The 25,396-nt window shown below is 40.5% G+C and carries 14 protein-coding genes; 1 reads left to right on the forward strand and 13 read right to left on the reverse strand.

Translation table 11 applies throughout. The features are described from left to right. Positions 1-3 precede the first annotated feature (3 nt). Positions 4-633 (reverse strand): LysE family translocator, encoded by a 630-nt coding sequence (locus ACGHEH_RS17085; RefSeq protein WP_390447712.1) that lies wholly within the window; start codon positions 631-633, stop codon positions 4-6. Positions 634-898: 265 nt separating this feature from the next. Further along, entirely contained in the window at positions 899-2,092 is a 1,194-nt protein-coding gene (locus ACGHEH_RS17090) for a multidrug effflux MFS transporter (RefSeq protein WP_390447715.1), read from the reverse strand. 189 nt (positions 2,093-2,281) lie between these two features. Here ACGHEH_RS17090 and ACGHEH_RS17095 point away from each other — a divergent pair, with 189 nt between their 5' ends. Next, positions 2,282-2,746, forward strand: coding sequence for a hotdog fold domain-containing protein (locus ACGHEH_RS17095; protein ID WP_390447718.1), 465 nt, complete (start codon positions 2,282-2,284; stop codon positions 2,744-2,746). On the opposite strand, the gene ACGHEH_RS17100 is transcribed toward ACGHEH_RS17095, so the two are convergent. The 11 genes from ACGHEH_RS17100 to ACGHEH_RS17150 all read right to left on the reverse strand — a co-directional run bounded on the left by ACGHEH_RS17100 (position 2,733) and on the right by ACGHEH_RS17150 (position 25,393). After that, entirely contained in the window at positions 2,733-3,119 is a 387-nt protein-coding gene (locus tag ACGHEH_RS17100; RefSeq protein ID WP_390447721.1) for a polymer-forming cytoskeletal protein, read from the reverse strand. The two genes, ACGHEH_RS17095 and ACGHEH_RS17100, sit on opposite strands and share 14 nt — an antisense overlap. Then, a complete protein-coding gene (locus ACGHEH_RS17105; protein WP_390447724.1) occupies positions 3,109-4,170 on the reverse strand; it encodes a M23 family metallopeptidase in 1,062 nt (353 codons plus the stop codon). Before ACGHEH_RS17105 ends, ACGHEH_RS17100 begins: the two co-directional genes overlap by 11 nt. Before the next feature lie 133 nt (positions 4,171-4,303). After that, positions 4,304-5,617, reverse strand: a complete 1,314-nt coding sequence (fahA, locus tag ACGHEH_RS17110; protein ID WP_390447726.1) for a fumarylacetoacetase — start codon at positions 5,615-5,617, stop codon at positions 4,304-4,306. 148 nt (positions 5,618-5,765) lie between these two features. After that, positions 5,766-6,812 (reverse strand): 4-hydroxyphenylpyruvate dioxygenase, encoded by a 1,047-nt coding sequence (gene hppD, locus ACGHEH_RS17115; RefSeq protein WP_130253968.1) that lies wholly within the window; start codon positions 6,810-6,812, stop codon positions 5,766-5,768. Between the two features lie 425 nt (positions 6,813-7,237). Further along, complete coding sequence (locus ACGHEH_RS17120; protein WP_390447730.1) at positions 7,238-8,671, reverse strand: peptide MFS transporter; 1,434 nt, start codon at positions 8,669-8,671, stop codon at positions 7,238-7,240. Between the two features lie 293 nt (positions 8,672-8,964). After that, complete coding sequence (locus ACGHEH_RS17125) at positions 8,965-13,050, reverse strand: poly-gamma-glutamate synthase PgsB (protein ID WP_390447733.1); 4,086 nt, start codon at positions 13,048-13,050, stop codon at positions 8,965-8,967. Then, the gene (locus ACGHEH_RS17130; protein WP_390447736.1) at positions 13,040-17,293 is read right to left on the reverse strand and encodes a hypothetical protein; all 4,254 of its coding nucleotides are present in this window, start codon (positions 17,291-17,293) and stop codon (positions 13,040-13,042) included. Before ACGHEH_RS17130 ends, ACGHEH_RS17125 begins: the two co-directional genes overlap by 11 nt. After that, on the reverse strand, positions 17,272-18,045 hold the full coding sequence (locus ACGHEH_RS17135; RefSeq protein WP_390447738.1) for a hypothetical protein: 774 nt from the start codon (positions 18,043-18,045) through the stop codon (positions 17,272-17,274). Before ACGHEH_RS17135 ends, ACGHEH_RS17130 begins: the two co-directional genes overlap by 22 nt. Further along, positions 18,032-20,326 carry a hypothetical protein gene (locus ACGHEH_RS17140; RefSeq protein ID WP_390447741.1) on the reverse strand — a complete coding sequence of 765 codons (2,295 nt, stop codon included), beginning with the start codon at positions 20,324-20,326 and terminating at the stop codon, positions 18,032-18,034. Before ACGHEH_RS17140 ends, ACGHEH_RS17135 begins: the two co-directional genes overlap by 14 nt. Then, positions 20,313-23,423 carry a poly-gamma-glutamate biosynthesis protein PgsC/CapC gene (locus tag ACGHEH_RS17145; protein WP_390447743.1) on the reverse strand — a complete coding sequence of 1,037 codons (3,111 nt, stop codon included), beginning with the start codon at positions 23,421-23,423 and terminating at the stop codon, positions 20,313-20,315. Before ACGHEH_RS17145 ends, ACGHEH_RS17140 begins: the two co-directional genes overlap by 14 nt. After that, positions 23,423-25,393 (reverse strand): hypothetical protein, encoded by a 1,971-nt coding sequence (locus tag ACGHEH_RS17150; protein ID WP_390447746.1) that lies wholly within the window; start codon positions 25,391-25,393, stop codon positions 23,423-23,425. Before ACGHEH_RS17150 ends, ACGHEH_RS17145 begins: the two co-directional genes overlap by 1 nt. Positions 25,394-25,396 lie beyond the last annotated feature (3 nt).

Genomic DNA, 25,396 nt, shown 5'->3' on the forward strand with positions numbered 1-25,396 from the left:
AAATTAGAGTAACAAGTTAATCGCTAGGGCGATAAAAATAAAGCCCGAAAAACGGTCTATCCAAATTGGTGCGCTTGGGTGCTGCCTAAAGTAGCCTGCGATTTTGTCACCGCTATAAATGTAGGCACAATCTATCGGGAAAGCCAAAATAGGGTAAAGCAAACCAAAGATCGCTAGTTGCAAGGTAGTTGAAGAAAGTGTTGGGTCGACAAATTGCGGAATAAAAGCAATAAAGAACAACGCCACTTTTGGATTGAGCACTTCGGTCATCATGGCTTGTACAAATACATTACCTTGCTTTTTAGTACTCACATGAGGTTTATCTTCAGAATCAATTTGCTTTTTAAACGTGTCTTTAAGGGTCACAAAGCCCAAATAACATAAATAGGCTGCGCCTAGGTATTGCACCGTCGCATAGGCAGTTTCAGAGGCTTTTAAAATAGCCGACAGTCCTATTACAGCAAAAATAGTATGAATAACCCCACCGGCCGCAAAACCCAACGCACTTTGCATACCGGCTTTACGACCATGGGTAAATGTTTGTGCCATTAAGAATGCATTTGAAGGGCCTGGAGCCACCGCGATAACCGCACTAGCAATTAAAAAAGAAATGACAGATTCGGGATTGAGCATCGCACTTAAATTATTGTTATTATTGAGTGGGGCAGAGTATAAGCGGGTTTGAATAAAATATACAGGGGTAAACAAAAGCGGGCATGAAGCCCGCTTAAAAATGGTTGGTTAGAATACTACAGTCTGAGTGCTTGAACAGGCTGAAGTACTACCTTGTTCTGCTTAGTAAAATAAATGAAACTATTACTACAGCAAGCGCTATTTCTGTAATATGTTAAGTATGTCTTATAGATATGACACTTTTAAGATTGAAGTCATAATTAAATTAGCTTTTATCGGCAGAATAATATAGATGGGTCTTTGAAGACTTTAGAAGGCCGATATAAATTAGACAAGTGACTAAGTGAATACCGACTTGAAAAGGCGCACTAAAACTAAATTGTTGTGTTAATACAGCAAGCACTGCAGCGCCAGACATCTGCATCACACCAATGAGCGCAGAGGCCGTGCCTGCTTGTTGTGCAAAGCCGCCAAGCGCTTTTCCTGCTGCAGAGCCTAATGTAAATGCAAAGCCGATAGAGGCAATATACATGGGCAGCATAAATACAGCTGGTTCAGCGATAGTACTAAGCGCCATCATGAGTATGCCACCAAGAGTTAGCAGCGCTAAGCCAAAAATTAGGCTCTGTTTAGGTGCGTTTTGAATGTATTTAGGGGCGATAAAGCTGGCTGCAATACTGATTATGGCATTTACAGTAAACCAAATTGTAAACTCAGAAATATCTTTACCCAGCTGAGTCATCACCCACTCAGGTGCTGTAGTGACAAATACCAACATAGCTGACATGGCGACCATGGTAATAGAGGCATTAAACATAAATTCACTGCTTACAAGCATAGGTTTAAAACGCCTTAAATCTAAAATATGGCCCGAATAAATGGTATCTTTTGGACGCGTTTCAGGACATATAAAGAACAGTAAAATAAAGCCAAGTACTGCAAAGATAACTAAAAAGATAAAGTTACTTTGCCAGCCAAATTGCACGGTTAACCAAGCGCCGAAAATAGGTGCCAATGCCGGTATAAAGCACACGATACCATTGAGGTAGGTGATCATTTTACCACTGCCTTTATGACCAAACTGATCTCTGACAATGGCAAAAGCAGTAACAAAAGTCGCACATGCGCCAAACCCCTGCAATGCTCGGGCAGCCATAATCACATGCCAGTCATGGGTGTTTGCTGAAAGTAAGCCGCCGAGTGCAAATAAAGAAATACCAACTAAAGCTATGGGTCTTCTACCATATTTATCGGCAAGTGGCCCTGCAATAAGCTGTCCTAAACCGACGGTGAGCATATAAATGCCAACGGTTTGCTGAATGTGTGCATTGCTCACTGCTAAGCCAGACTGCATGGCTGGAAATGCAGGTAGGTATAAATCAATACCAAGCGGACAGAAAATAACGAGTAAAATGAGAATAAAAACGCTGAGTTTTGAGTTAATTTGGGGATCAGACATGCGCACTCCTTATTAAGGGCGCGTATTGTATCGCTCTAAAATAAAAACGACAGGACTTAATACCGAGAAACGATAATATATTTTTATTTATGGCTTTTTAATTGTGGTTATAGCCAATTTAAACTTGCTGAAAACTGGTCTGATGAGTTATGTTTTATCAAGATAAGAGAATAACAATTGGAGCAAAGCATGGCTGCATCATTAATGGGGATTTATAAAAGTGTTCGTTGGTTACCATTCGGTAATTGGCTGTTTAGTAAGGCTGTATGTATTAAGGCCCCTTACTTTGGTTCAATTAAACCGACTATTACGCATCTAGAAGCGGGAAAATGCGTTGCAGTTATAAAGAAACGCCGCTCGATTCAAAATCACATTGGTACTATTCATGCCATTGCGCAGTGTAATCTTGCCGAGCTGGTTGCAGGTGTCATGACAGATGCAACCGTCCCTGTTAAAACTCACCGTTGGATCCCAAAAGGTATGACAGTGCAATATCTAAAAAAGGCAGATGGTGTTTTAACCGCAGAAGCAAAGATTGACTCACCGAGGGTGTGGCAAGACAAAGAAGACTTGATTGTGCCAGTAGAAGTATTTGATCAGCATAACATCAAAGTATTTCATGCTGATATTACTATGTATATTACTGAGCGTTAGCCTGCTCTTTGATGGGGGTGATATTGTCGGGGGCTTGCTTGTGAGTAAGCTTGCCTTCTAAATGCGCACCGGCGTCTATAGTTAGCGTGTCATGGGCAACGTCACCATGCACTTTCGCTGTTACTTCTAGGTGCACAGATTGAGCGTCAATGTTGCCGTTGATCGTGCCTTTCACTTGTACTTTTTCAGCCGTAATATTACCGTTCACTTCGCCATTTTGACCCACGATGAGTGTTGATACTTTTAAATCGCCAGTTACTTTGCCATCTACTTGTAATTCTCCATCACAGTCTATCTCTCCAGTTACATGGGTGTTAGGGGAAATTAATGCGGGTAACCTTGCGCTGCTGTTATTTTTAAATTTATTGAACACGAGAAAGTACCTTAGCCAGTTTTATCGGATTGATATGCTTACCATTTTGTAATACTTCATAGTGTAAATGAGTGCTTGTACTTCTGCCAGTACTTCCCATCAAAGCGATCACATCAGACTTTTCTACTTTTTGGCCTTTCTTAACTTTAATGGTATGAAGATGACCAAAACGGGTTACTAAGCCATTGGCATGCTCAATTTCAACAAACTTACCATAGCCGCCATTTTTACCTGCTTTTGTCACAGTCCCAGCTGCAGGGGCATGGATATCAGTTTTATGCCAACCTGCGAGATCAACGCCTTTATGCATGGCTCTGCGACCTGTAATGGGATCTTTGCGATAACCAAATTGACTTGATACATAAAACTTTTCTTGTTTTACCGGCATGCTATCAGGCAGTAACGTGATCATCTGTTCAAGCTCGTTAAGTTCGACCAGCTTATCAATCACACTTAAGTAATCGGCAGAAATATGTTGTGTGTCTAACTGATGGTAAGGACCACCTTGTGCAATTGGTGATGGTTCCAATTGCTTATCCAAACCAATTTCATCTAAATGGGTATGCAATTCGCTTGCTCTTGCGGTGATTCTATTTTCGATGTGGTTGAGTAATGATGTTTGCTTATCGGCTAAGTTTTTTGACTGTTCTTCAAACCCATCGTTTTCAGTGACATGCTGTTCTGATGTTGCTGGCGTAGCGACACTTTCTGGTAAAGCCTCAACTAAGCCCTCTAATAAGTTCTGTTGTTGCGAAAGATCTTGAAGTGTTTTTGTTTGCTCGGCTAATTTTTGTTCTAGTTGTTGTTTTTCTAGCTGCCAGTTTGATTCAGCCGTCAGGCGTTGTTTTTCTAAAGTTTGTATTTGCTCTTGTTGTTGTACATAACCATAAGAGCTGACACTGACCCAGCAAACTGCACCTACAGAGGCACATAACAAGCTTACTTGCAGGCTGCTAGGTAGGGTAAACATACTCACGTCACCATTCTGACGAAGTAACAATTGTTTTGGCTTAAATGCGCTTTTTGCTAGGTGGCTGATCTTGTTCAACATATTTCTTAATAACCTGTTAACAACGCTCTACCTTAACAATATTTATGCAAAAATCCAGCTTAAAAACACAAAAAAAGGTGTGCTTTATGCACACCTTTGATTTAAATAGTGTTTTTTATTAAGTTTTGGCAGTTTATTTTGCAGGTAAAACAGTGCCTTCAACCGAGCCAAAACCAATGCGGTTAAAGCCGTCGGCTTCACACCAACCGCGCATGATAACCTTGTCACCATCTTCTAAGAACTTACGTTCTTCACCGTTGTTCAGTGTGATGGTTTCTTTGCCGCCACGAGATAACTCAAGCATTGAGCCAGCTTCTTCGTGCTCAGGGCCAGACTGTGTACCAGAACCTAGCATATCACCAGGAATAAAGTTACAGCCGTTTACCGTGTGGTGTGTCACCATTTGTGCAACCGTCCAGTAGCTGTGCTTAAAGCTAGACTCAGATAGTTTACTAGGCGCTGCACCTTCAGCACGCATTTTCTCAGATTCTAGCAGTACATCCATTTGAATGTCGAAAGCACCCGCTTCACGGTTGTGTGAAGATTCTAGATACTCTAGTGGCTGAGGATCGTTTTCATCACGATGCCATTGTGTACGGTATGGCGCTAGCGCTTCAGTTGTTACAATCCAAGGTGAAACCGTAGATGCGAAGTTTTTAGCAAGGAATGGACCTAATGGTTGGTATTCCCATGCTTGTAAGTCACGTGCAGACCAGTCGTTAAATAGACAGAAACCAAATACGTGATCTTCAGCATCTTCAATGCTAATTGCATCGCCAAGTTCATTACCTTTACCAAGGTATATACCTAGCTCTAATTCGTAGTCCATACGTTTTGCTGGGCCAAATGATGGCACATCTGCATCAGGCGCTTTAGTTTGACCTTTAGGACGTGGGAAGCTTTGACCAGATACATCAATAGAAGATGCACGACCGTGATAACCAATTGGTACCCATTTGTAGTTGGGTAGAAGCGGGTTATCTGGGCGGAATAAGCTACCAACTGCAGTTGCGTGATAGATTGACGTGTAAAAGTCTGTGTAATCACCAATGTGGCAAGGCAGTGCATATTCAACGTCATCTTGTGCAACTAAAGCCGACTCAAGTGCACCTTGATGCTCAGAACCTTCACGCAGTGCTTTAGAAAGCGCTAAACGTAGTGCAGACCAATGTGCTTTGCCCATGCCCATAAATTCGTTAAGTGCTGGTGCATTAGCCGCTTCAACAGCTTCTTGTGCTTCGCCAGAGAAAATACCAGCAGCCGCAACTACCGCTAAATCTAATACTTGGTTGCCGATAGCAACACCACCGCGAAACTCTTCAGATGCGCCTTTGCGACGGAAAGAGGCGAATGGTAGGTTTTGGATTGGGAAGTCATTACCAGCAACGTTTGCGCTGCTTACCCAACTTTTTAAATTAATATCGTGCGTTTCATTAATAAAAGACATGGTCTTTCCTTTTGCATTAATTGGCTAAGTCTAAATATGGAGATTCAATAAAGTAAATCAAGCTTGAAAAACGACTTAGCTTTAAAAACTACAAAAGCAGCTACGTTTATAACGTCAGCTGCTTTTAATTTATTCAGCTTATCTAAAATTAGATAACACCACGACGCTCTTGGTCACGCTCGATTGATTCGAATAGCGCTTGGAAGTTACCTTCACCGAAACCACCGTCATCAACACGTTGGATCATCTCAATGAAGATTGGGCCAAATAGGTTCTTAGTGAAAATCTGTAGTAAGTAACAGTTTTCGCTTTGGCTATCTACTAAGATTTGGTGGTCTTTGATTTTTTGCTTATCTTCAGCAACCCAAGGAACACGATCGAAAATTGTGTCGTAGTAGTGGTCAACGATATCAAGCGTTGCGATGTTTGTTTTGTCTAGCTTATCTAGTGAACCAACAAGGTCGTTTGTTAAGAACGCAAGATGCTGTACACCTGGACCATTGTACTCGTCTAAGTACTCGTCGATCTGGTTGTTGTTGTCATCTTTACCTTCGTTGATTGGAATCGAGAAAGTACCACAAGGTGACTTAAGTGCGTATGAAAGCAGAGCAGTCTTTTGACCTTTGATATCGAAGTAACGCACTTCTTCAAAGCCGAATACACCTTTATAGAAGTTAGCCCAAGTTTCCATTGTGCCTTTGTAAACATTGTTTGTTAGGTGGTCGATACGGATGAAACCTTTATCTTCAACAATGTTTTGCTCAGCTAAGTCTTCAAAATCATTTTCAAAGATTGAACCTTTATCACCGAATACGTCGATGAAGTAAATTAAGCTGTCACCGATACCGTAAATTGCAGGGTATGGTAGGTCTTTGTTTGCTGAATCTGTCGCAGGTTTTGCACCACGCTCTACAGCAATATCAAACGCTTTCTGAGCGTCTTCTACACGCCAGCCCATTGAACAAATCGCAGGACCATGTGACTTAGCAAACTCAGCAGAGAAACCGCCGCGCTCGTTGTTTAGTAGGAAGTGGATCTCGTTCTGGTTGTAATGAACGATATCTTTGCCTTTAAACTTTTTAAGTTTAGAGAAACCAAAATCAGCAAAGATTTTGTCCATGTAATCTGCATCTGGGGTTGCGTATTCAGTAAATTCGATACCAACCAAACCTAGTGGGTTTTTTACTTCACTCATTGTCATACTCCGCAATTAAGCACAATTGGGTTGCTTGTTAGATTTGTTGTTGGAACGAATCATTAATCAAAAATCGCAATAGGGGAAGATAGGGCAGTGATATTGTCAGGAGGGCATTTGTAAATTTAAAAACACACATTAATAACGACACTGCTGCATTTCGACTTCGATAGGTAATGAAATACTTAAAAGCGGGTACGAATAAAAATTGACGTCTATTTGCTATTTTAAATATTGAAAAAATAAAAGCGTAAGGTGTTGATATTTATTTGTTATTTTAGTTTTGGTTTTTTTAAAAAAAATGGCTTTTTATGTTCAAAGAATACCACTTAAACTGCATCTAAAAGGAGAGGGTGTAAAGAAATAAATACAGTTTATAAAGGGGCATAAAAAAAGCCGCATAAGCGGCTTTCTTTGTAAGGTAATTATTGCTTAGAAGCTGATACTTCTAGCTCTTCACTTAAATAATGCTCTTGTGTGTGTGGTTCGTGGTTGCCCTCTGCGCCATGCATCCAGTCAACTAGACGGTCACTTAAGAAGTACATAAGTGCTGCTGAAATCATTGCTGTAGCACCTAGACCGATGAAGATGCCCATTGCATTTTCCATCGCCGCTTCACCCTCGCCTAAGAAAGAACCTACGAAACCTGCAATTTTATTTGCAATAGCAGTACATAGGAACCAGATGCCCATCAGTAATGAAGCAAGACGTAGTGGTGCTAGCTTACTTACCATTGAAAGACCGATTGGTGATAAACAAAGCTCACCAAGTGTATGGAATAAATAGAAAAGTACTAGCCAAATCATGCTGATTTGTAGTGCGCCACCATTACCACCTTCGGTCGCTAGTGCCAACATCATAGTAAAGAAGCCAAGTGCTAAGAAAACTAAACCAATGGCAAATTTTACCGGAGAGTTAGGTTCTTTCTGGTCTAACTTAAGCCAAATCATTGCTACGATAGGTGCGAAGATAATGATGAAAATTGAGTTGAGAGATTGGAACCAAGAAGCCGGAATTTCGAAGCCCATTAACATACGGTCTGTATAGTCATTTGCAAATAAGTTCATCAGACCGCCAGCTTGCTCGAAGCCCATCCAGAAGATGATGCTGAAAACACTCATCGTGAAAATAACTTTAATACGGTCTTTTTCAACTTTGGTTAAAGGTTCTTTTTGACCTGATTCAGACTGCTGTTGAGACAGCTTTGCAGAAGGGACAACACCAATATCGCCTAGATATTTTTTACTTAGGATCATCTGCATAACAACTGAAATAACCATACCGATACCTGCTGCGATAAAGCCAGCCTGCCAGTTAACTACTGCAGCAACATAACCCGCAATCAGTGGACCTAATGCACCACCTAAGTTAATCCCCATATAGAAGATAGTGAAAGCACCGTCACGACGTTTATCACCTTCTTGGTATAAATCACCTACCATAGTAGAGATGTTAGGCTTGAATAAACCATTACCAATACACAGTAAAGTTAAACCTACATAGAAAACACTTTCTTCTATACCACTAACAATTGAGTGCGGAATACCCATAGTAAAGTGGCCGGCAGCCATTAAGATACCACCAATGATGATAGCTTTACGTTGACCTAAAACGTTGTCGGCTAACCAACCACCAAATAATGGTGTTAGATAAACCGCCATGGTAAATGTACCGTATAGGCTCAATGCATCAGCGTTGCTCCAGCCGAAGCCGCCGTCTTGAGTCATTGCAACAAGATATAATACTAAGATGGCACGCATGCCGTAGTAACCGAATCGTTCCCACATTTCTGTGCCGAATAGCAGGAATAGTCCCTTAGGGTGTCCTAAAAACTCACCTGCTTTAGGTAATGTGCTCATATTTCTTCCTAAATTATCAAAATGTGTTGTGTGGCCTAATTATAATTATGCACTGAGTGCTTGGGTGACGTTTGGCCAAACGTCTAATAACAATTTCATTAAAGCGATGTATTGTTAATATGCGCATTGCCTTAATGAAATTGGTAAAACCTTGAAACAGGTACATTCGCATTATTTTTGCGTAAATATGCACTGCAACGATGCAGTATACCCAGCGCTAGGCCTTAGGGGAAGTCTGACAAGACAAACCGAGTACTGTATAAGATAAAACCTGTTGGTACCGGTTAAGAAGATTACATGTCTTGTTGCTCATTTTTTGACGTTAACCAGCCCGGCTTTTGGCTTCTGTTAAGGTTGGCTAATACCGAGATAGCCTTTTCTATTGTGATACGTTGATCAGCAATATCTTGATAAACCTGTTGTGCTGTTTTTTTGCGTTTAACGGCAGCGCCAGCATCTAAAAATGACTCGATAACCTGATTAAAGAATCCTCTAAACTTGCTCTTAGGCTGTTGCTCGTCATTTTGATTGCTGCCTATTTTAGCTGCAGCGACTTTTTCTTGAATATACTTAATTTCGGCTTGGCTAAATTCGTTTTGCGCGTGTTCTGAGTGTGCAATGTCTTCGATTGCTAGCTTTAAGTAGTCAATCTCAATAGCACTGAACTTAGGTTGTTGAGCAAGTTTTAAAAGTAGCTTTCTAAACTCAGATTGTTTGGTGGTCGAAGACTTAAGGGTTTCACAGATATGATATATCTTTTGCCATTGCTGCCACATGTATACATAGTTGAGGCCTGCACCTTTAATATTTTGCATACCTACGATGAGTTGATGTTGATTTTTCATCGCTAGGCTGGAGATACGGCTTGTTAGCTGATCTGGTTTTACATAAGCGTTTTCTTCCAATACTATTTTGCTTGCAACAATACTTTGTACTGTTTCCTTTAATAACTCTGAATGATTTGATAAATCATCTATTTCAAGCAACGAAATAGCCATCTGCCAATTTTCATATTGAGTGACAATTTTTTGTATATGGTCTGGATCGTTTAACAACCTAGCATTTAACACGGCTGTCAAAGTTTCTAAAGAGGTTATATCCGTTGTTTGTAGTGGTATGTCTAATGTGTGATTAATTTTCTCAAGCCAAGTCTGAGCGTTATAAAGTACATTCAACTGGTTAAGAAAGGCCTTCAGGTCGTTTACATCGTTATTTTTCAGTAAGGTATCGAGACGGTCGTCAATGGCATGCTGCAAATATGAATTGAAGCCGTCCACGTTGGTACCTATCACGATTAGGTAGTCGAAGCGTAAATCTTCAGCTAAGATCTGTGCGAATACTTTGGAACGAGCAATACGGTCATTGCGATTATTGATTAATGCAATGGTTTGAATGTGGGGTTGGTCGTTTAAATCAAATAGCTCCAAACGCTTCCAGTTTTCGACGGTTGCAAGCCGCTCATTGGCCGACATACTATTCACAAAAGATTGAGAGATAGCGCCAATAGGGGCCGACTGAAAATGTTGTAACACACCAATGTCTGGCACGATGCGCTCAGCCGTTTCTTTGTATACATAGTCTTTATCTATGCCAATATACTGAGCCATTTTGCACACAAGTGCGATGTTATCAGGGTGCTCCTCATAAGGGTATAAAGCACGAATATCAGGCGTGATTTGATAGCCGTCTCCCCAATGCGTTTGAATTAGGGTCGTGTGTTTGGCATCTGCGGCATCACTTAAAATTGGCATCATCGATTGTTCAGCGGTGAAGACCTGTGTGTTATTTCCTATAAATGCAGACATTTCTTTGGCAACATCAATGCCTGTTGGGCCCAGAATATCTTCATGATCTGGGTAAGCATTAGTAATGGTGGCAAAGTTATCTTGCATCCAGCGGCGTAAAATTCTGACATACCTTGGGGTTAGGCCCATACATTCCCAGAGAAAGACATCTGCTTTGGTTTTTCTGGCAAAATCGAGTACATCGCTTTGCTCCCATATGCTGGCCTTATCGAAAGGTCTGAATAGTGGCACTTCGTACTGCTCTCCACTGCTCTTACCATAAATCATCATGGCTTCGCACCCTGTGGTTTTGGCGATAACACGTAAATCTAAACTGCTGAATAGTGCAGCTTTTAGTCGTTCAGTACCTGACTTTCCTCGCGTTCCCCAACCGCCGATGCTGACAGGTATTGCTTTGCGGTTACGTTTTATTTTCCTGCTGACATGGATATGGCGACCCCAAAAGTAAGCCATAAAGCCAGTGACGAAAAAGATTAATTGTGAAATTGAATTTTGATAAATGGAATACAGGTACTCTTTAAAGCTAAACCAGATATTAAGGAGTACAGGGGTCAATGCGGTTTTACTATAGAGTTTTGAAATACTTTGCTCGACAGGAAATGACGCACCAAGAACATCCCCGTATGCATTAAATTTGATTTCGAAACCAAGTTCTCTCAAGGTTGAAATGAACTTCTTTTGCTCTAATTCACTGCCTTTTCTTAAGCTATCGAGCTGCTCAAAATGAACTGATATGTGCCAATATGCTTTAATTCGTTTGATGAGTGTGAGAGGGCGATGTATTTCTAAAATACCGTCTGGGGTATAGCTAAAAGCGGGCTCTTTGCTTCTATCTTGGCTGAGCACCGATAAGAGGTAATCTAATAGCGGTAAATGTGGCCTTGCTGAGTGCTCAGTTAGGTTAAACAGTGACTCTCCAGGAACGTTGGTTTCACTAATTTCAGCGACACTACAACTGGCAACATGTAACTCAGATGAGGGCTTTTTTGTCTGTGTATGGTTAAAGCTCTGGCGTTTATCGGTACTTGGATTAAAGAACTCATGCCAGAATCGCCAAAAGCGTCGACCTCGTCGATAGCCAGGTATTATATGCCAGTGGTGCTTTGTGACTTTGCCGCTAAATGCTTCTGCATGTTGTGCTTTAAAGCTCAAGGCTCGGCCTAGGGTGTGACGATCAATGCCTCGTGAGAGTGTAATACTTTGTGTCTGTGAAAGCTGCTCTTCGATATTTGCCAGTAGCGTTTGCTGACTAAAGCTGACTAATTGCTCTCTTGCTCTTGTAATATGTCTTTTTAATGCAATATGGGACTCTTTGTCGAGTGCAATATTAAGCGTTTGAATAAATTGCTGAAAAATCAGTTCAGGCTTATCAGATTGCAGCTGTAAATTGAGCATCACACGGGCACTATTTTCAATATTTAGCCGTTTTACTTCAAAAGGCAGTGGCCTTTGAAGCACTTGTTGCCAAAGTTTAAAGATAAAGGCATCTTCGGCATATTGTGGTTGTGTAAATTGTTTTACCAAGGTAAATAAAACAGCGCCACAGGTTTCTTCTTCGAGCCTTCTGACTAGCAGTGCTCTTGCTTGTTCGAAATCAATGACATTTAATTGCTCAATTAACGCTTGCCTTACACGTGGGTACGGGTGTTCACTTAGGCTATTTAATAAGTCCATTTCTTTACTGGTAAGCTTAGGTTGCTTGGCAATAACCCGTGGCAGCGCAGCAAGCACAAATAAGCTGTCATTACTTTTAGGTCTGTCAGCAAAGTCGATGACGGTTTCTTGTATGAGTGCCCAAATATGCGCTCTTATAAAAGTAGGGCGCTGAACATATAAAATCTCAAGAATATCAATCACTGCTTGGTAAGGGGTACTGGGTTCTTCGAGTAATTCAATTAACTCGGCAGCTAGCGCCTCATTGAGTTCAGGGGCGGCATGGCATTGATGGATGACCGCTACCTGATTCACTAAAGCACGAATAAGGCTATGCTTGATGTGAACACTGTGGTTATTTTGCAGCATTTGCATAAAAAAGGGCTCAAGATCGAGCTTTTTCCAGTTCTCTAAGATTTCAGCTTCATTAACGCGTAAATGAGATGTAGTTAGAGCGCCGAGTTTGCTGATCAGAAATTTAAGAGTTTGTTCTGTATCAGCAACTTGTCGTTGATAACGATCAATTACTGCACCATCATCAAACCAGCGTGATAAGGCCTGCTTATCTTCTTTTAACTGGGCTTCAGTGGCGCCGAGCTCTCGTGCATAACTCAGAATATGAAGCTCTTTTTCTGCGCTTATCTCTGCTTTTGCTAAACGCTGGACAAATAACTGATAAGACGCGTCTAGTTTTTGAGAATGCGCATTAAGCTTTTCAATTTTGTGCCTTAAAAATGCGATGGATTGCAGTTGCAACCAAGCTTGAAGCGATTCATTTTCAGGAATATTTCTAATTAACGGCCATTGTAATAGTTCATTGATCAGATTTTGATATTTATGACGGTAGAGCTTGAGCCAAAACTCTTCGATATTGGCGAATAAAATTAACTCAAGTTGCTGCTTTAATTCATTATTGATCATAAATATCTTGTTCTAAAAAGTGCGTCAATTGGAGTGATTCAAAAAGAATTTCATCGTGAGCAAACGGCCCAAACCCGGTATTTTGCAAGTTCCCTAGGTTAATTTCTAAACGTAGTGAGTGGTCTTTTCTAAACCAATCCTGTGTCCAGCTCAGTTTTATCCACCCTGCTGTATTGTCTGAAAAGTCAAACAGGGTTTGCCAACTCATTTGGGTTAAATATTGCCATGTATTGTTAGGCCTGTGTTGATCGGCAAATTTATATTGAGATGCGCCTGCGAGCGTAAAAATATGCCCTTGGTAATATTGCTGTAGCTCAATATCAAAACCTAGGCTGTCAAAAGACGACCAATCTTCATTTGACGTTGAAGAAACGCTAGCGGATAGCTGATTATCTACCCAAGGTTGATAGCGATATTGATAAGCCGCCCGCCAGCCATGCATATGATCTTCACGATAAAAACTAAACATCGACGGACTCATTTGTCTGTCAGCAATATATTCATCTGCGGTGATGCTAGTGTAGTAATAAAATGGCTGCCACCACCATTGATGACGATGAATGTTGTCGTCACGCCAAGTTTCGCCAATTTTAAAACTAATATTAGAGCTGAGATGGCTCTCGCTAATAGGCGTATCGTTTTGCCAACGGTTATTTATTCTAGCTTCACTGAACCAATGACTTTCTTGTGATAACCAATTGTGTTGTGCGTTGATAGAAAGCGTTTCGTAATTTTGATTATCGAGTGTGAATAATGATTCTAACAAATACCAATGCTGCTTATCTTTATTTCTTAGCCTTAGTCCAAAGTCTGTATAGTGACGAGCTGACTGGCTTTGTTCACTTTCGAAGATACCTGCTCGGTTGTATCTAACGAGCCCTTCAACATGAGTAAGGTTTTCATCAGTAGATAAAATATCCTCATAAAATGGCTTTTTCGATGGTTCATGAAAATAAATCGGTTTTTCAAAGATTAAGGGCTCGATTGTTGGTGCAAAACTGGTTTTAGCTCGATTGAAGTCGAGTTGCCATTTAAAAACGCGTGCTAACTGTGAAGTCTTTGCTTGAACATTAATTTTTCCTGCAGGATAAAAACCGACTTGCTCTTCTCTGACTTGGCCTGAAAGGCGCTCAATTTTTATTAAACTATCTGAATTTAGTTTTGCGCTTATTTGCTGTTCAGCTTCTGCAAAATAAAATAGTTGCCGTGTATCTAACTTCGCATCTTGCCAGCGGCCTTGTTGATAGGTTTGAATTTTTACACTGACCAGTTGAGAAATAAACGGGTTCATCCAGCGTAGTGAGATTTGCCCATTTGCAAGCTCGGCATCTGTTAATGCTAACTCACTATTGTGATTACTCTCTATGGTCCAAAGTACACTATTTTTGCTTGTAGAAACGAGAATATTGGCGTAGTTAGTCTTGACTAACTCTGCAGCGGCGAAATCAAAAATGAGTTTTACTTTATGACCTGCTAATTCTCTCAAGTCTAAGTTTAGAGTGTGATTTGGACGAATTAATAGCCCTTCTAAGTTTGAATTTTTGCTTGTATGACGGCTTATTTGCTCAGCAAAACTGCGTCGCGTTATGGCATTCATGTCAATGAGTTGAGTACCTGAATAATTTAAGTACTGCTCAATCGGTTGCCATGACCCATAATGCTCAATACGGCTCTTAAGTGAGTTTAAACTATCGGATAGCTTTACGTATTCAAGTTTGGCAAATAGCAAGTTGAACTCATAGTTGTTTAGAGTCTCATGGCTTAACCGATATAACGCATTTATGAGTAGCGTTTTAATATCGATATCAGGCTGGTGAAGCAGGCTAATAAATGGCTGCTTAAGAGAAAATGCTACAGAGTCGGAGCTTAAGTGCGATTTATATTCAAGTGGTTCAGGTAATACCTGTAAACTCAAGTATTGCTGTTGCTCACTACTTAAAGTCAGTTGTTCACCTTTATTTAGCGTGATAACTGCTTCACTGGCCACAGAAAGTTTAAGTTCATTGCGCTGAACTTGTGTCGTTGAAGCGACATCCGCAAAGACAGGTAAAATGGATTGTGTTGAGTTTGTATCTAAATGCAGCCAATGTTGTTGCTGTGTACCATCGTGGATGTAAGGTGTTCTGACTCTTAACTGTAATGTTAAATCTTGCTTAGCATAAAGCTGTATTGGTGAACCTGTTTGCAAAGTATAAGCATTGTAATCAGATGTATCACCTTGCAAGTTCACGGCACCAAAATGTTTGATATCAAATGAAAAGGTTGTTGGCTCTTTTAAAGGGGTTAATTGTGCAATACGGCTTTGCATCCAGCTATGTAAAGCTGTGTCTGTAAAATTATGATTATCATGCTGTGACCACAGTGCTTGTAAGTTTTTTTGTTGTGCTAACAAGAATTCTCTCATCAAGCTGTCGCAGCCAGTTAAAACATCAAACTTGTATGCACATAAACCTTGAAGTTTATATACCTGTTTAGCTTCTAAGTAGCGGCTAAAGAGTGCCTGTGCAGCATAATTACTGAGTAGTGGACGCTCGGATTGCAGCAAGCTTTCTAAGTAGGCGTTGGCTGTCGAGACTCTATCGAGCTCAGTCAATAAATCAATGCGCATTCGCCAAGCATCGAGTGCAATGCTGGCAATCTCGCTATTGACTAAATCTTTCAGCAAGGGCAAAGCTATACTCGGTTCTGACAACGCTAAGTTCATCGCTTTTGAGATTAACTGGTAGTCGTTTTCATGCGGTCTTTTGTTAACAGATGTCTCGAGTGGGAGAGGCAGACTATTGATGAAAGCCTGCGCCTGCAGATTGTTTTTTTGCTCAAGTAATGTTGCTAGCGTAGGGCTTTTGGCCGCTACTTTTCCTTGCATTAAATAAAGTAATGGGTTGTTTGGCAAGGTCAATAAGTCATCTACTTCAACGGCAATTCTTACCATTTGTTCATCGGCACTGAATAGTTTTAAAGAGTGTGATTGCAAGCTTACAGGCAGCACAATTCGGCTGAATGCTTGGCTTGGTGAAAATTGAATAATGTGCCTTTGATTGTCGTATTCAGCGACTAGGTGGCCGCTATGCTCAGCTTTAACATAGAGAAATAACGAGTTTCTGATCCGCTGAAACTGGCTGATATCAAAACTTAGCGTGTCTTTTAGTTGATGGCTGGTGAGTACCTTGTGTTGTGACACTGAATAGAGTTGCTCGCTTGCAGCACGTAAACCAGACACGACCCTTTGTGTGCTATTGTTACTTTCTATAGGTAACCCACGATTACTAACTTGCGCATTTCTTCGTGTTGAAATGGTGCTCACCAGATCTTGGTAACGTCGCTGTTCAAGCACTGACGCGTCAGCAATTGAGAAGTGACTAATTGAAGATACGTCTTGTTGTGAGTAAACTTTTACAAAGGCGTCATCTAGGTTTGCTGTCCAATAAGGGTTAAGCAGTGCTTCAGTTTGTTTGTCTAGTGCATCAAGGTCGTAAATGCCGCGATGCATTTGTTCTAGTTTTATAAGTGCTTGATCTTGAGCTGTGACTTTTAAGTAACTACCTTTAGGCACGGCGAAGTAATCAGTATTTACAGTGCTGACTTTTTCATCTTGATATTCACGTGCATGCGCGTTCGATACATTCACTAAACTGACAGGTTGATCGTTCACTTCAACAAAGACTTTATTATCCTGCTTTAGGTTTGACATCCACTTTCGAACTGAAAGCTTGAGCTTTTTAGCCTCAGCGAAATATAAACGCATGCTTTTCTTCGGCTCTAACGTATAGTAAAACTCGTGATCTTGAGCAAGGCTTAATTTTGTGGCTTTGAGAGGCAGTTTTATAGCGCGGCGAAAAGGATCGCGATGAAAATGAAACTGACCTTGTTCAATATCTAAATTTATCCAATCTTGAGTGATATTTTCAAATTGAATAAGTCGGTTGTATTGTGATGCAGGTAATTGGCAACGATGCGCTTTACACATCAGTTCACTTGAGTGGAGCTTGCGCATTGCATATTGTGTTTGACCTACCCAAACCATGGTTTTGTTGAATATATCGTCAGGTAAAGTTAGCCAGCGAGCGGCAGGTAAGTACAGGCGTTTCGATTGATTTTTTTTAATACTAATTAGACTTTTAGGCTGACCAAGTGTTAAATCTGATTTTACCCACGCAGGTGCAGTTTGCAGCGGTGCGGGCGCTGCAAACAACTGACAGGTAAATAAAAGACCGATTAAAATTAAATAACTTGGTTTATGCATTCAGAAAATTGACTCATTGTATGTTGTTCTTTTACTAAGCGTTCTCGCATAGGCTTGCTTATCTCTATGTGAATAAACGAAAACGGTGCTAAGTTAAGTTTATGTAGTATGTTCTTCGTTCCGCCAAGTTCTTGTATCAATTCTGGGTAGAAATAGCTATTTTTTGATATTTTACTTAAGCATAGAGTTAATTGCTGCTTAATGACATTGCCTTTTCTGCCTTGACTGATAATAAAATCGGCTTGCCTTCCATTATCGCTTTTTCTTTTGCTTTGATTAAAGCCATGTAACTGTATGATTTTGGTATTCGGATGTATCGACTGAAAGGCTAAAATGGCACTGTTATGTAAATTATCCCGACGTTTAGAGTAATCCATTGACTGCTTATCCAAACTGTCACTGTGTCTGTGATGCGTGTTCGCTAACATGAGTTGGCAGTGCTTATTATATATTTGCTCACCTATTGTATAGGTGTGTGTATCAAAGAAACGATGTGGAATAGAAATAATACATGCTTTGGCATTTAATCGATAAATGAGCGCTCCGCCGCCATTTACTGTTGAGGTAGCTTGCAAATGATGCCTGTTATTTTTAAACGTATATTGCCAAGAATCTAAGTTGGCCTTATTCGCAGACTGAAACCAATTCGATACATCTTTCGTCAGTTTTTCTAGTGTTGATTTTGGCTCTGCACAAGCGACGGTCACACTACAACTTACTATGATGGCAAAAATCAGCTTAATCATTTTCATATTGCCTCCATTGCGCTTCAGAGGGGGCTTGCATAAGTTCATCAAGCACACTGATCCAAATATCTTGTTCGGCGGTGATTGTGATACTTTTAAGTGTCTGTAAATCATCGTTTATCGCAAGTGAGACACTGTTGTATGGGATCACTTGTGCAATTGCAGGATGCAGCGCATAGACTTTGGTTAATTGTGCCGGCATCAATGCAAAACGTTTATTTTTAATTGTGTATTCAGGACTTAAACCGTCTTTGAATCGACCTCTAATGCGAGTGTTTAGTACCACGAAATCTTTGAACTCTTTGGTTTTAAGCACTTTAATAACAACCGATTCAGGTTTGTTTGAATAGTTTAAAGTTAAAGTCTGGCCAGCTTTAAGAAAGTAGCCACGCTGTTTTTGCCAAGGACGCTCACTGCCCTCGTTAACAAATAAAGTATGTTCAAGGCCTTTGAAAGATAGCAGTTGAGTCTCAGTTAAATCTGTGAGGGCGCGCTCTTTGAAAAACGGGGCTTTTTTATTTATCTCAATAAGACGCTTATCTCTAAGTTGGTTGTTTCTTTTAGCCTGTGATAATTGTCCAAAATTAAAAACCTGATTGAATTGATGCTCTGTTGGATCTGCTTCAGAAAACAAATTAGCAAAATACTTATCTGGGCTATTGACCAAAAATGTATTTGATAGAGGTAAGGTTTGAATTAAATCCCGACTCATGTAGGTGGTTGCCATGTCTTCATTACTAGGTAATGTAGGCGGTATTTCAAACAAACGCACATTGGTAATGCGTTTTTGTTCGGTAAAATTAAAATCATTCTGCGCTTTTTGCGAAAACCAGGCACCTATAGCGGCAAAGTCATCTAGCTCAGGTTCACAGAGTTGTTCGCATAGTTCGGTTTGATAATGAAAAGAGGACTGTCTGGCTTGCAATTTCGCGAGTACAGTCTGTGGTGATGAAATCTTGATACGATTCACTTTGTTAGATAAGCGAGCATAATATTGCTCAGATTTGAAAACAGGCTGTCGGATGGTTGTTTCGTCTATGATCCTGTCAAAGTCGCTTTTTTCGCCTTGAAGAAATATACGGTATTGCTCTAACTCAATATCGTTACCATAAAGTGTAACATCAACAGGCGTGCCTTTAGGACCTCTAAATTCAAAGTTGATGTCACTGCCATTAGCAACATGGTATTCAGCGCTAAAATGCTCATCAATGTTATAAAAGTAGCTATGTAACGCATTAAATTGAGTATCGTTTTCAGCAAACCATCTAGTTAGCATAGGCTTGGCTGATTGAACCACAATCAGGCCGGGCTCAACACTTGAAATACGATAAGTACTGGGTGTATCAGTGGCGGTGATACTTAACTGTATAGGCGCTTTGAGCTGTTTGATGTCATACCAAGTTGCGAATAATGTCGCGTCGCTTTGCTCTTTAAAAACAAATAAGTCTTGAGTTAGATAGTTTCTGAATGAGGCACTCAGTTGGCTATCGGTATAGAAGCTATCTAGGTTTAATTGCTCCGCACTAAAGTCATAACTTAACACGTAATAGGGCAGTGTCTCGTATAGGGTGTCGCCGGTAAAATCGATACCGGGGATCCCTTGTGGTGCTAATTTTTGCCACTCAAAAGTGACGGCATTTAATATTTCTTGGTTCGATAACGCGTTGTTGCCTATGGTGTGGTAATTGGTCATGCGTTCACGCCAATCGGTAGATTGTCTAAGCCAAGCTCTGTTGATGTCGTTGAGATTTACAGGGGTTTTTGCGTGTAAACGAATAACAACCCCTCTCAGCTGATTATTTTCAGGGATCAGTTTTAATGCAATTGCAGATGCATTAGTAAGTTGCTCATTGCTGATAAAAAACGACTGCCCAGAAGAAACGGCCAAGGTGTCTCGATTTTCAATAATTTGTTTTACTTGCTTTTGTTCACTATCTAAGGCCAATTTTGAAGCATGATGATAAACATGCGTACTGAGAGGGGTCGCTTTACTGTCTAAAAGCGTGTATTCAATGGCATAGTTTACGGGTTCTTCAAATTGCTGTTGCTCAGAGAAAATTGCATTTGAAAGCACACGAATAGAATAAGTTCTATCAGCGGAAAAGTTAAAAGTGAGCGCCTTATCTTGTTGTAACCAATGCACGGTTGAGCGCGTTTCATCTTCGGAGCGCAGCGCAACAGGCTCTGCAGACACTATCCAAAAGTAACCTCGGACCACGAGCCAAAGTAGCAATAAGATTAGACTGAGCCTAAAAAGTAAAGTCAGCAGGTACTTAATTAAATACATTAAGTCCTCCTGTCATCATTTGAGTAAACCTTTGCAAATCGACGACTTTATTCCTCTTAGGCAAGTAAATAAGTGCAATTTTATTATTTTGCTTGATCAATAAGGCGAGTTCGTTTGGCATAGAAAGTTGTGTGGCCTGCAGGGTACACGCATTTTGTTGCTGACATAGAGATTTAATAAAAGGCAAATGCTGAGAGAGCGCATAATACTCGGTAATATCCTTAAAGGCTTTTAATTGAGTTGTCTCAATTGTTTGCCAGTCACTAGGAGATAGAGCTGCGATATTAGTGTATTTCAAAGTTGGGTGCTGCGATACCGCTAATAGTCGTTGCAACAGTGCTTCGTTCGATATTGAAAAGTGTTGCTTAAAATCGGAAGCAAGCCATAGTGTGGCGAGCTCACTCGCAGGCGAAAATATCTGGTATCCGGTTTGAGGAGAGGTACCTAATTCGAGTCCTCTTGTTGCGGCTTGGCCTAAAACAATTTGGTGCTCAACTCCTAGCTCTTTAAGTGATTCACGTACTTTACTCAGACTTAACTTATGACTCGGGTGAGGCTCAGTGTACTGAAAAGCTAAAGCACTTGGGCGAATGTGTGATGGCGCACTGTGGCTACGTATTTGCAAGTTTAAAACGCCGGATTGCTGGTAGTGACGTAATGCACTTTGATGCACAATATTAAATAAGGTTTTTACATTAGCAGCGGCCATAACATTCGCTTCTTCGCTGGCAAAAGGGTGCGCTCCTGCGATTAACAAGAGTTTTGCATTACTCTTTTGATACAGCTGACTTGCAAACTGTATGGTATTACTTTCATACAACGGACGAGGTACTTGGATATTAAGCGTATTAGTAGGATCTAAATGAATGAAATAGAGACCTTGACCCAATTGATAATACTGTAAGTCATTTAAAGGTGAAACCTGAATATATCGACCGTTTGTGGTATTGAGTAAACTTAATTGATACCCAACCATACGAGAAATATTGTTTATTTTATTCAGCTGGTTAAGCACATCCGTTGTTATTTCTTGCCCAGCAAGCTGGTCAGATAAAGTGTATAACGGACGAAGAATTTCATATTCCCAAAGTGCCGCTTCATTGTCAGATAAACTTTGAAATAGCTGGCTACCTTTGGCTGTGATCTTTGGTATAAAAGCGCTTATTTCCTCTTCCAAACTGGTTTCAATTTGCGCAATTGGAGACTGGTACAATTGGTCGCTCAAAGCAACTTTAGATAATAGCGAGGTGTAAGCAGAAGTATCTATAAAGGTTTCAATTAATCTTCCTTCAAAGTTTGGGTTTGGTAGGCTTCGATTGTTTAATAAGCCAAAATTGCTTTGCGTAAACCCTAATAGCTCGGTGAGAAGAGATTGGTTTACCGCTGCTGGAATACGATTGAAGATCCAAAATTGCCCTGTTGCACCATATGGGCCAGTTTCTAACAAGGCTGCAGTACGTGCGTTTACAGAGCGTAATTGTACTATGTCTTCGGTTTCAAGCGCATTAATAAAGGCCCAATAATAATTACTTTGTTGGCTGGTATTATCGGCACTAAAAGTAGGGGTTGTTTGAGTGCCTAAGGCCAGTGCATCAGCTCTTAGGAGTGCCATAAGCAGTGCAGAGGAGTCTGTAGCTAGGCGTTCTGTAGAAGGGTGAGGAACAGAGAGCAATAAGCCTGTGTTGGTTTGTTTGGATAAGACAAATAGTCCTCTAATGGCATATTTTCTAGCATCTTGAATATAAATATACTCTCCATCTAGACGCAATGAAAAGTCTAGCTTTAGTAACAACTCAGAGGCTTTGTTAATGTTGTCTAAATTGCGTCTATCACGGTTTAGAATACTGATGGCCGCTCTAAAGGTTTGCAAATTTTGGGTCTGCTGATACTGACTGATCTCTACTTTGTTTTTTTGGTCGGTATACAAGTAGCTTTTGTACTCACTGAGCTGTTGGCTGAGGTCTTGTATTTCAGCGTAACTTTGTAAAGACTTTATTTGGTTGCCAATGAATAAAGAGGGAACAAACATGATTACAAAGCCGATGAAAATAGCGACAAACCCTCCAACAACAGAGGTTTGAAACGTTGCCCTAATGATTAATCCAAGGGCATTTTTTTGATAGATTTTTAACGCCAATAGAGTGGATAACATATACCCGAAGGCAAATGTATCTGTCACCTTTAATGCCGGATAATAATTGGTAATAAAATAGTTAAGCGCGAGTTTATAGGCAAAGCCAATATTAAAGAAAAATAGCAATAAACGGGCGCCTTCAAAGTTGGCGTTTTTCAGGCGCGTATATTGAAGAAGTAAAGTCCCGATGATCAAGATCACGGCGGTTTCAATAAAAGAGGTCAACAGCTTACTCGGCTGCATAAGTTGCAATGCCAGTAACGCAGGTAGCATGATACCGTTAAACTCCCAGCCGTATTTTAAATTGGCTCGAGAAGCGATAAATGCCGTAATTACTAAAATAATATAAGCTTTTGGGGCAGCGATTATCGAGGCCGCCACGTCTTCATACATAATGGCTAGATTGGCGATGCTGAAATTTGTCAATGGCATTAACGCATATCTCACTAAGACATAAGTGACGATAAGCTGTATCAAAGTAACTTTAGTTCCATATCGAAAACCGCCGTTCCACATAACGTTCGCTGTGAGGGCAATGATGACTAACCCTAAGCTATACAGTTGTGTCGAGTAGTCAAATGTGATGTCCCAACTGCCTAGTACATTGGCGACACTAGGCCAAAATAACGTGTCCATAACCACGCGTACTAGAATACTGATCAAGATGATGGCAAAGAATCGGTCTCGACCAAACATCTCAGCATAACCGAAGCGCTCCATTATAGTCTTGGCAGTAACTCGCATAACGAAGTACACGACGAACGCTTCAATTATGATAACAGCGGCAGAAGTAGGGCTAACAATGAGTAATGGCACAAGGTAGCCAGGCACAACCAGACCTGTTAAAGGGAAACCAAAGCGAAGGTTTAAGAAACAGACAACAGCTATACCTACCCAAACAGTGGTGATAACCGATTGGCCTAAGCCACTACCTGTCGGAAAAATACTCAGCATCCAATCCATTAATTAGATGCCTCAGACTCAGTGTTATTTTTTTGCTTTTCACTGTTTTCTGACAGCAAACCAGCTTGTTCTTCATTTTGGGGCATTTGGCTCATCAGTTCAGAGAGATTAATGAACTCAAATAAAATCCCCCCTACTTCAAAGGGCTCTCCTGCACTACTTTTTTCATCCGATGATTCAATGGTACGTACGTTTAATACAAACTGCTGTTCAGCCAATTTGACTGGGAGATAAATTTCGCCTTTGTGCAAAGTTAAATAGCGCAGTTTTCCTTTGGCATTTTCATGATCTAACTCACTGACCTGACATAGCAAATCGAGTGCTGTCATCTCGAAAATAGGCAGGTGATGCTGTTTTGCAAGCTGTTCAAGCGCATGATTAGTTTGCACCACTTGACCGAATAAGTTGAATAGCACCGACGCAGAACGGATCTGATTAAACACATGCTCTAAGGTTATCAGTTTTTGTTCCATCTCGTTAATAGAGTGCTTTATTTGCTGACTCAGAGGTTTGGCTAAATTTAAGGTGAGTAAACGAGCAATCGCATTGCTTTCGGCTTTGCCTTGCGTTTCGAAAACACGATAGTGGAACAAAAGCTCCCCCACTTGATTGGCGAATCGATTGACATTTTTAATAAACGCAGCTTCGTTAAAACGCTCATCTGGAGTAATGGTCATCGCCCAGAACCCACGAATATCACCAGCATACATAAGAGGCACTATGTACTGTGATTCGCTTTCTTCCAGTGCTTTAAAGAAGGGACGCGTAATTTTGACGGTACCAAATGCCTTGATTGCATCTGAGTAGGGCGCTCGTTCATAGTCCCTGCGCATCTCATGAATATCTGAAAGATGGCAGTTAATGGCTCTTATTTCATATAAACGGTGATCTCCCTCTAGGCGAGCAAGTAGGATACTTTTATCTAAAGCCAACTGTTGGTTAATCAATTGAATAATAGAGTCCCAAGGTGTGCTTTGATCTGTGAAAGATTTGGGTAGATAACGGCCAGACATTTTTTGTCTGATATTATTCATCAGTCGTTTTAGATTGTCTTCTTCGACCCACTTTGCTGATAAAAATACCCAAAACAAGGTGATAAAGTTAAGTATCACACCTTCGGCTGCAGGTAAAAATATATGCATACCTGTCATAACAAAATAACAAAGGGTTAGCCAGGTTACGGAAAGGATAGATGCAACCACAATACCTATATTAAAGGCAATTTTTTGATAAAGAACGAGCAGTAAAATGATGCTGACTAACTGAATAGTCAGAGATAGCTTGCTACTGATAAGTGAAATAAACGACCCTTCAATGAGGTTATGGGCAACAAAAGCATGAAGGTAAATTGGGTTTACTTCAGCGGAGAGTTTTGGTGCCCGAATTGGTAAACCAAAACTGTGATTCGTTTGTGATATTAACACTAATTTATCGGTGATTTGCCCAGCTAGTAAGTCTTCACTTTGCACTCGTTTGCTATTAAATTTTGGCAGAGCATGTAAATCTAGTGCAAAGCTGAGTAATGGTGAATGATCTAGGCGACGCTCTGGAAATAGCTCAGCCCATAGGCTGGTACATTGGTTATGTGTTTGGTGATTGATTTGAATCGTATAACCAAGCCATGCTTTTAGGTCTGCAAGGCACAAGTTATTATCTGGACGAGGGTAAAAGACCCTTTCATCTTGTATATGTGTTAATTTCGAGTCTGAAACAACAATAATTGCTTTTGGATTGTGCGCAAGTAAGGAATAGACGAGTTGGTCATGTTCAAAAATAAGTGCATCAGCTTCAATGACAACAACATCACTGTGTTTTTCTGATTGAATTTGGCTAAAGTATTTAAAAATAGGTGCATTAAAGCGCTGCAGTGAACCAGTTAGTTCTGCCAACAGGGTAAAGCCAATCAAACTAATGATCAGCCAAAATGTTTTATGCCTTTGTACAAAGAAAAATTGTTGTTTTATCGACACCAA

Source organism: Pseudoalteromonas sp. MTN2-4 (assembly GCF_042848605.1).
In the GTDB taxonomy this organism is placed as follows: Bacteria; Pseudomonadota; Gammaproteobacteria; order Enterobacterales; family Alteromonadaceae; genus Pseudoalteromonas.

What these genes read in the sequence shown, in the direction of transcription:
- ACGHEH_RS17105 (WP_390447724.1), bottom strand. Translation starts at nt 4,170, where the DNA reads ATGTTGAACAAGATCAGCCACCTAGCAAAAAGCGCATTTAAGCCAAAA.
- ACGHEH_RS17145 (WP_390447743.1), bottom strand. Translation starts at nt 23,423, where the DNA reads ATGGATTGGATGCTGAGTATTTTTCCGACAGGTAGTGGCTTAGGCCAA.
- ACGHEH_RS17095 (WP_390447718.1), top strand. Translation starts at nt 2,282, where the DNA reads ATGGCTGCATCATTAATGGGGATTTATAAAAGTGTTCGTTGGTTACCA.
- ACGHEH_RS17090 (WP_390447715.1), bottom strand. Translation starts at nt 2,092, where the DNA reads ATGTCTGATCCCCAAATTAACTCAAAACTCAGCGTTTTTATTCTCATT.
- ACGHEH_RS17120 (WP_390447730.1), bottom strand. Translation starts at nt 8,671, where the DNA reads ATGAGCACATTACCTAAAGCAGGTGAGTTTTTAGGACACCCTAAGGGA.
- ACGHEH_RS17140 (WP_390447741.1), bottom strand. Translation starts at nt 20,326, where the DNA reads ATGTATTTAATTAAGTACCTGCTGACTTTACTTTTTAGGCTCAGTCTA.
- ACGHEH_RS17130 (WP_390447736.1), bottom strand. Translation starts at nt 17,293, where the DNA reads ATGCATAAACCAAGTTATTTAATTTTAATCGGTCTTTTATTTACCTGT.
- ACGHEH_RS17085 (WP_390447712.1), bottom strand. Translation starts at nt 633, where the DNA reads ATGCTCAATCCCGAATCTGTCATTTCTTTTTTAATTGCTAGTGCGGTT.
- hppD (WP_130253968.1), bottom strand. Translation starts at nt 6,812, where the DNA reads ATGAGTGAAGTAAAAAACCCACTAGGTTTGGTTGGTATCGAATTTACT.
- ACGHEH_RS17125 (WP_390447733.1), bottom strand. Translation starts at nt 13,050, where the DNA reads ATGATCAATAATGAATTAAAGCAGCAACTTGAGTTAATTTTATTCGCC.
- fahA (WP_390447726.1), bottom strand. Translation starts at nt 5,617, where the DNA reads ATGTCTTTTATTAATGAAACGCACGATATTAATTTAAAAAGTTGGGTA.
- ACGHEH_RS17135 (WP_390447738.1), bottom strand. Translation starts at nt 18,045, where the DNA reads ATGAAAATGATTAAGCTGATTTTTGCCATCATAGTAAGTTGTAGTGTG.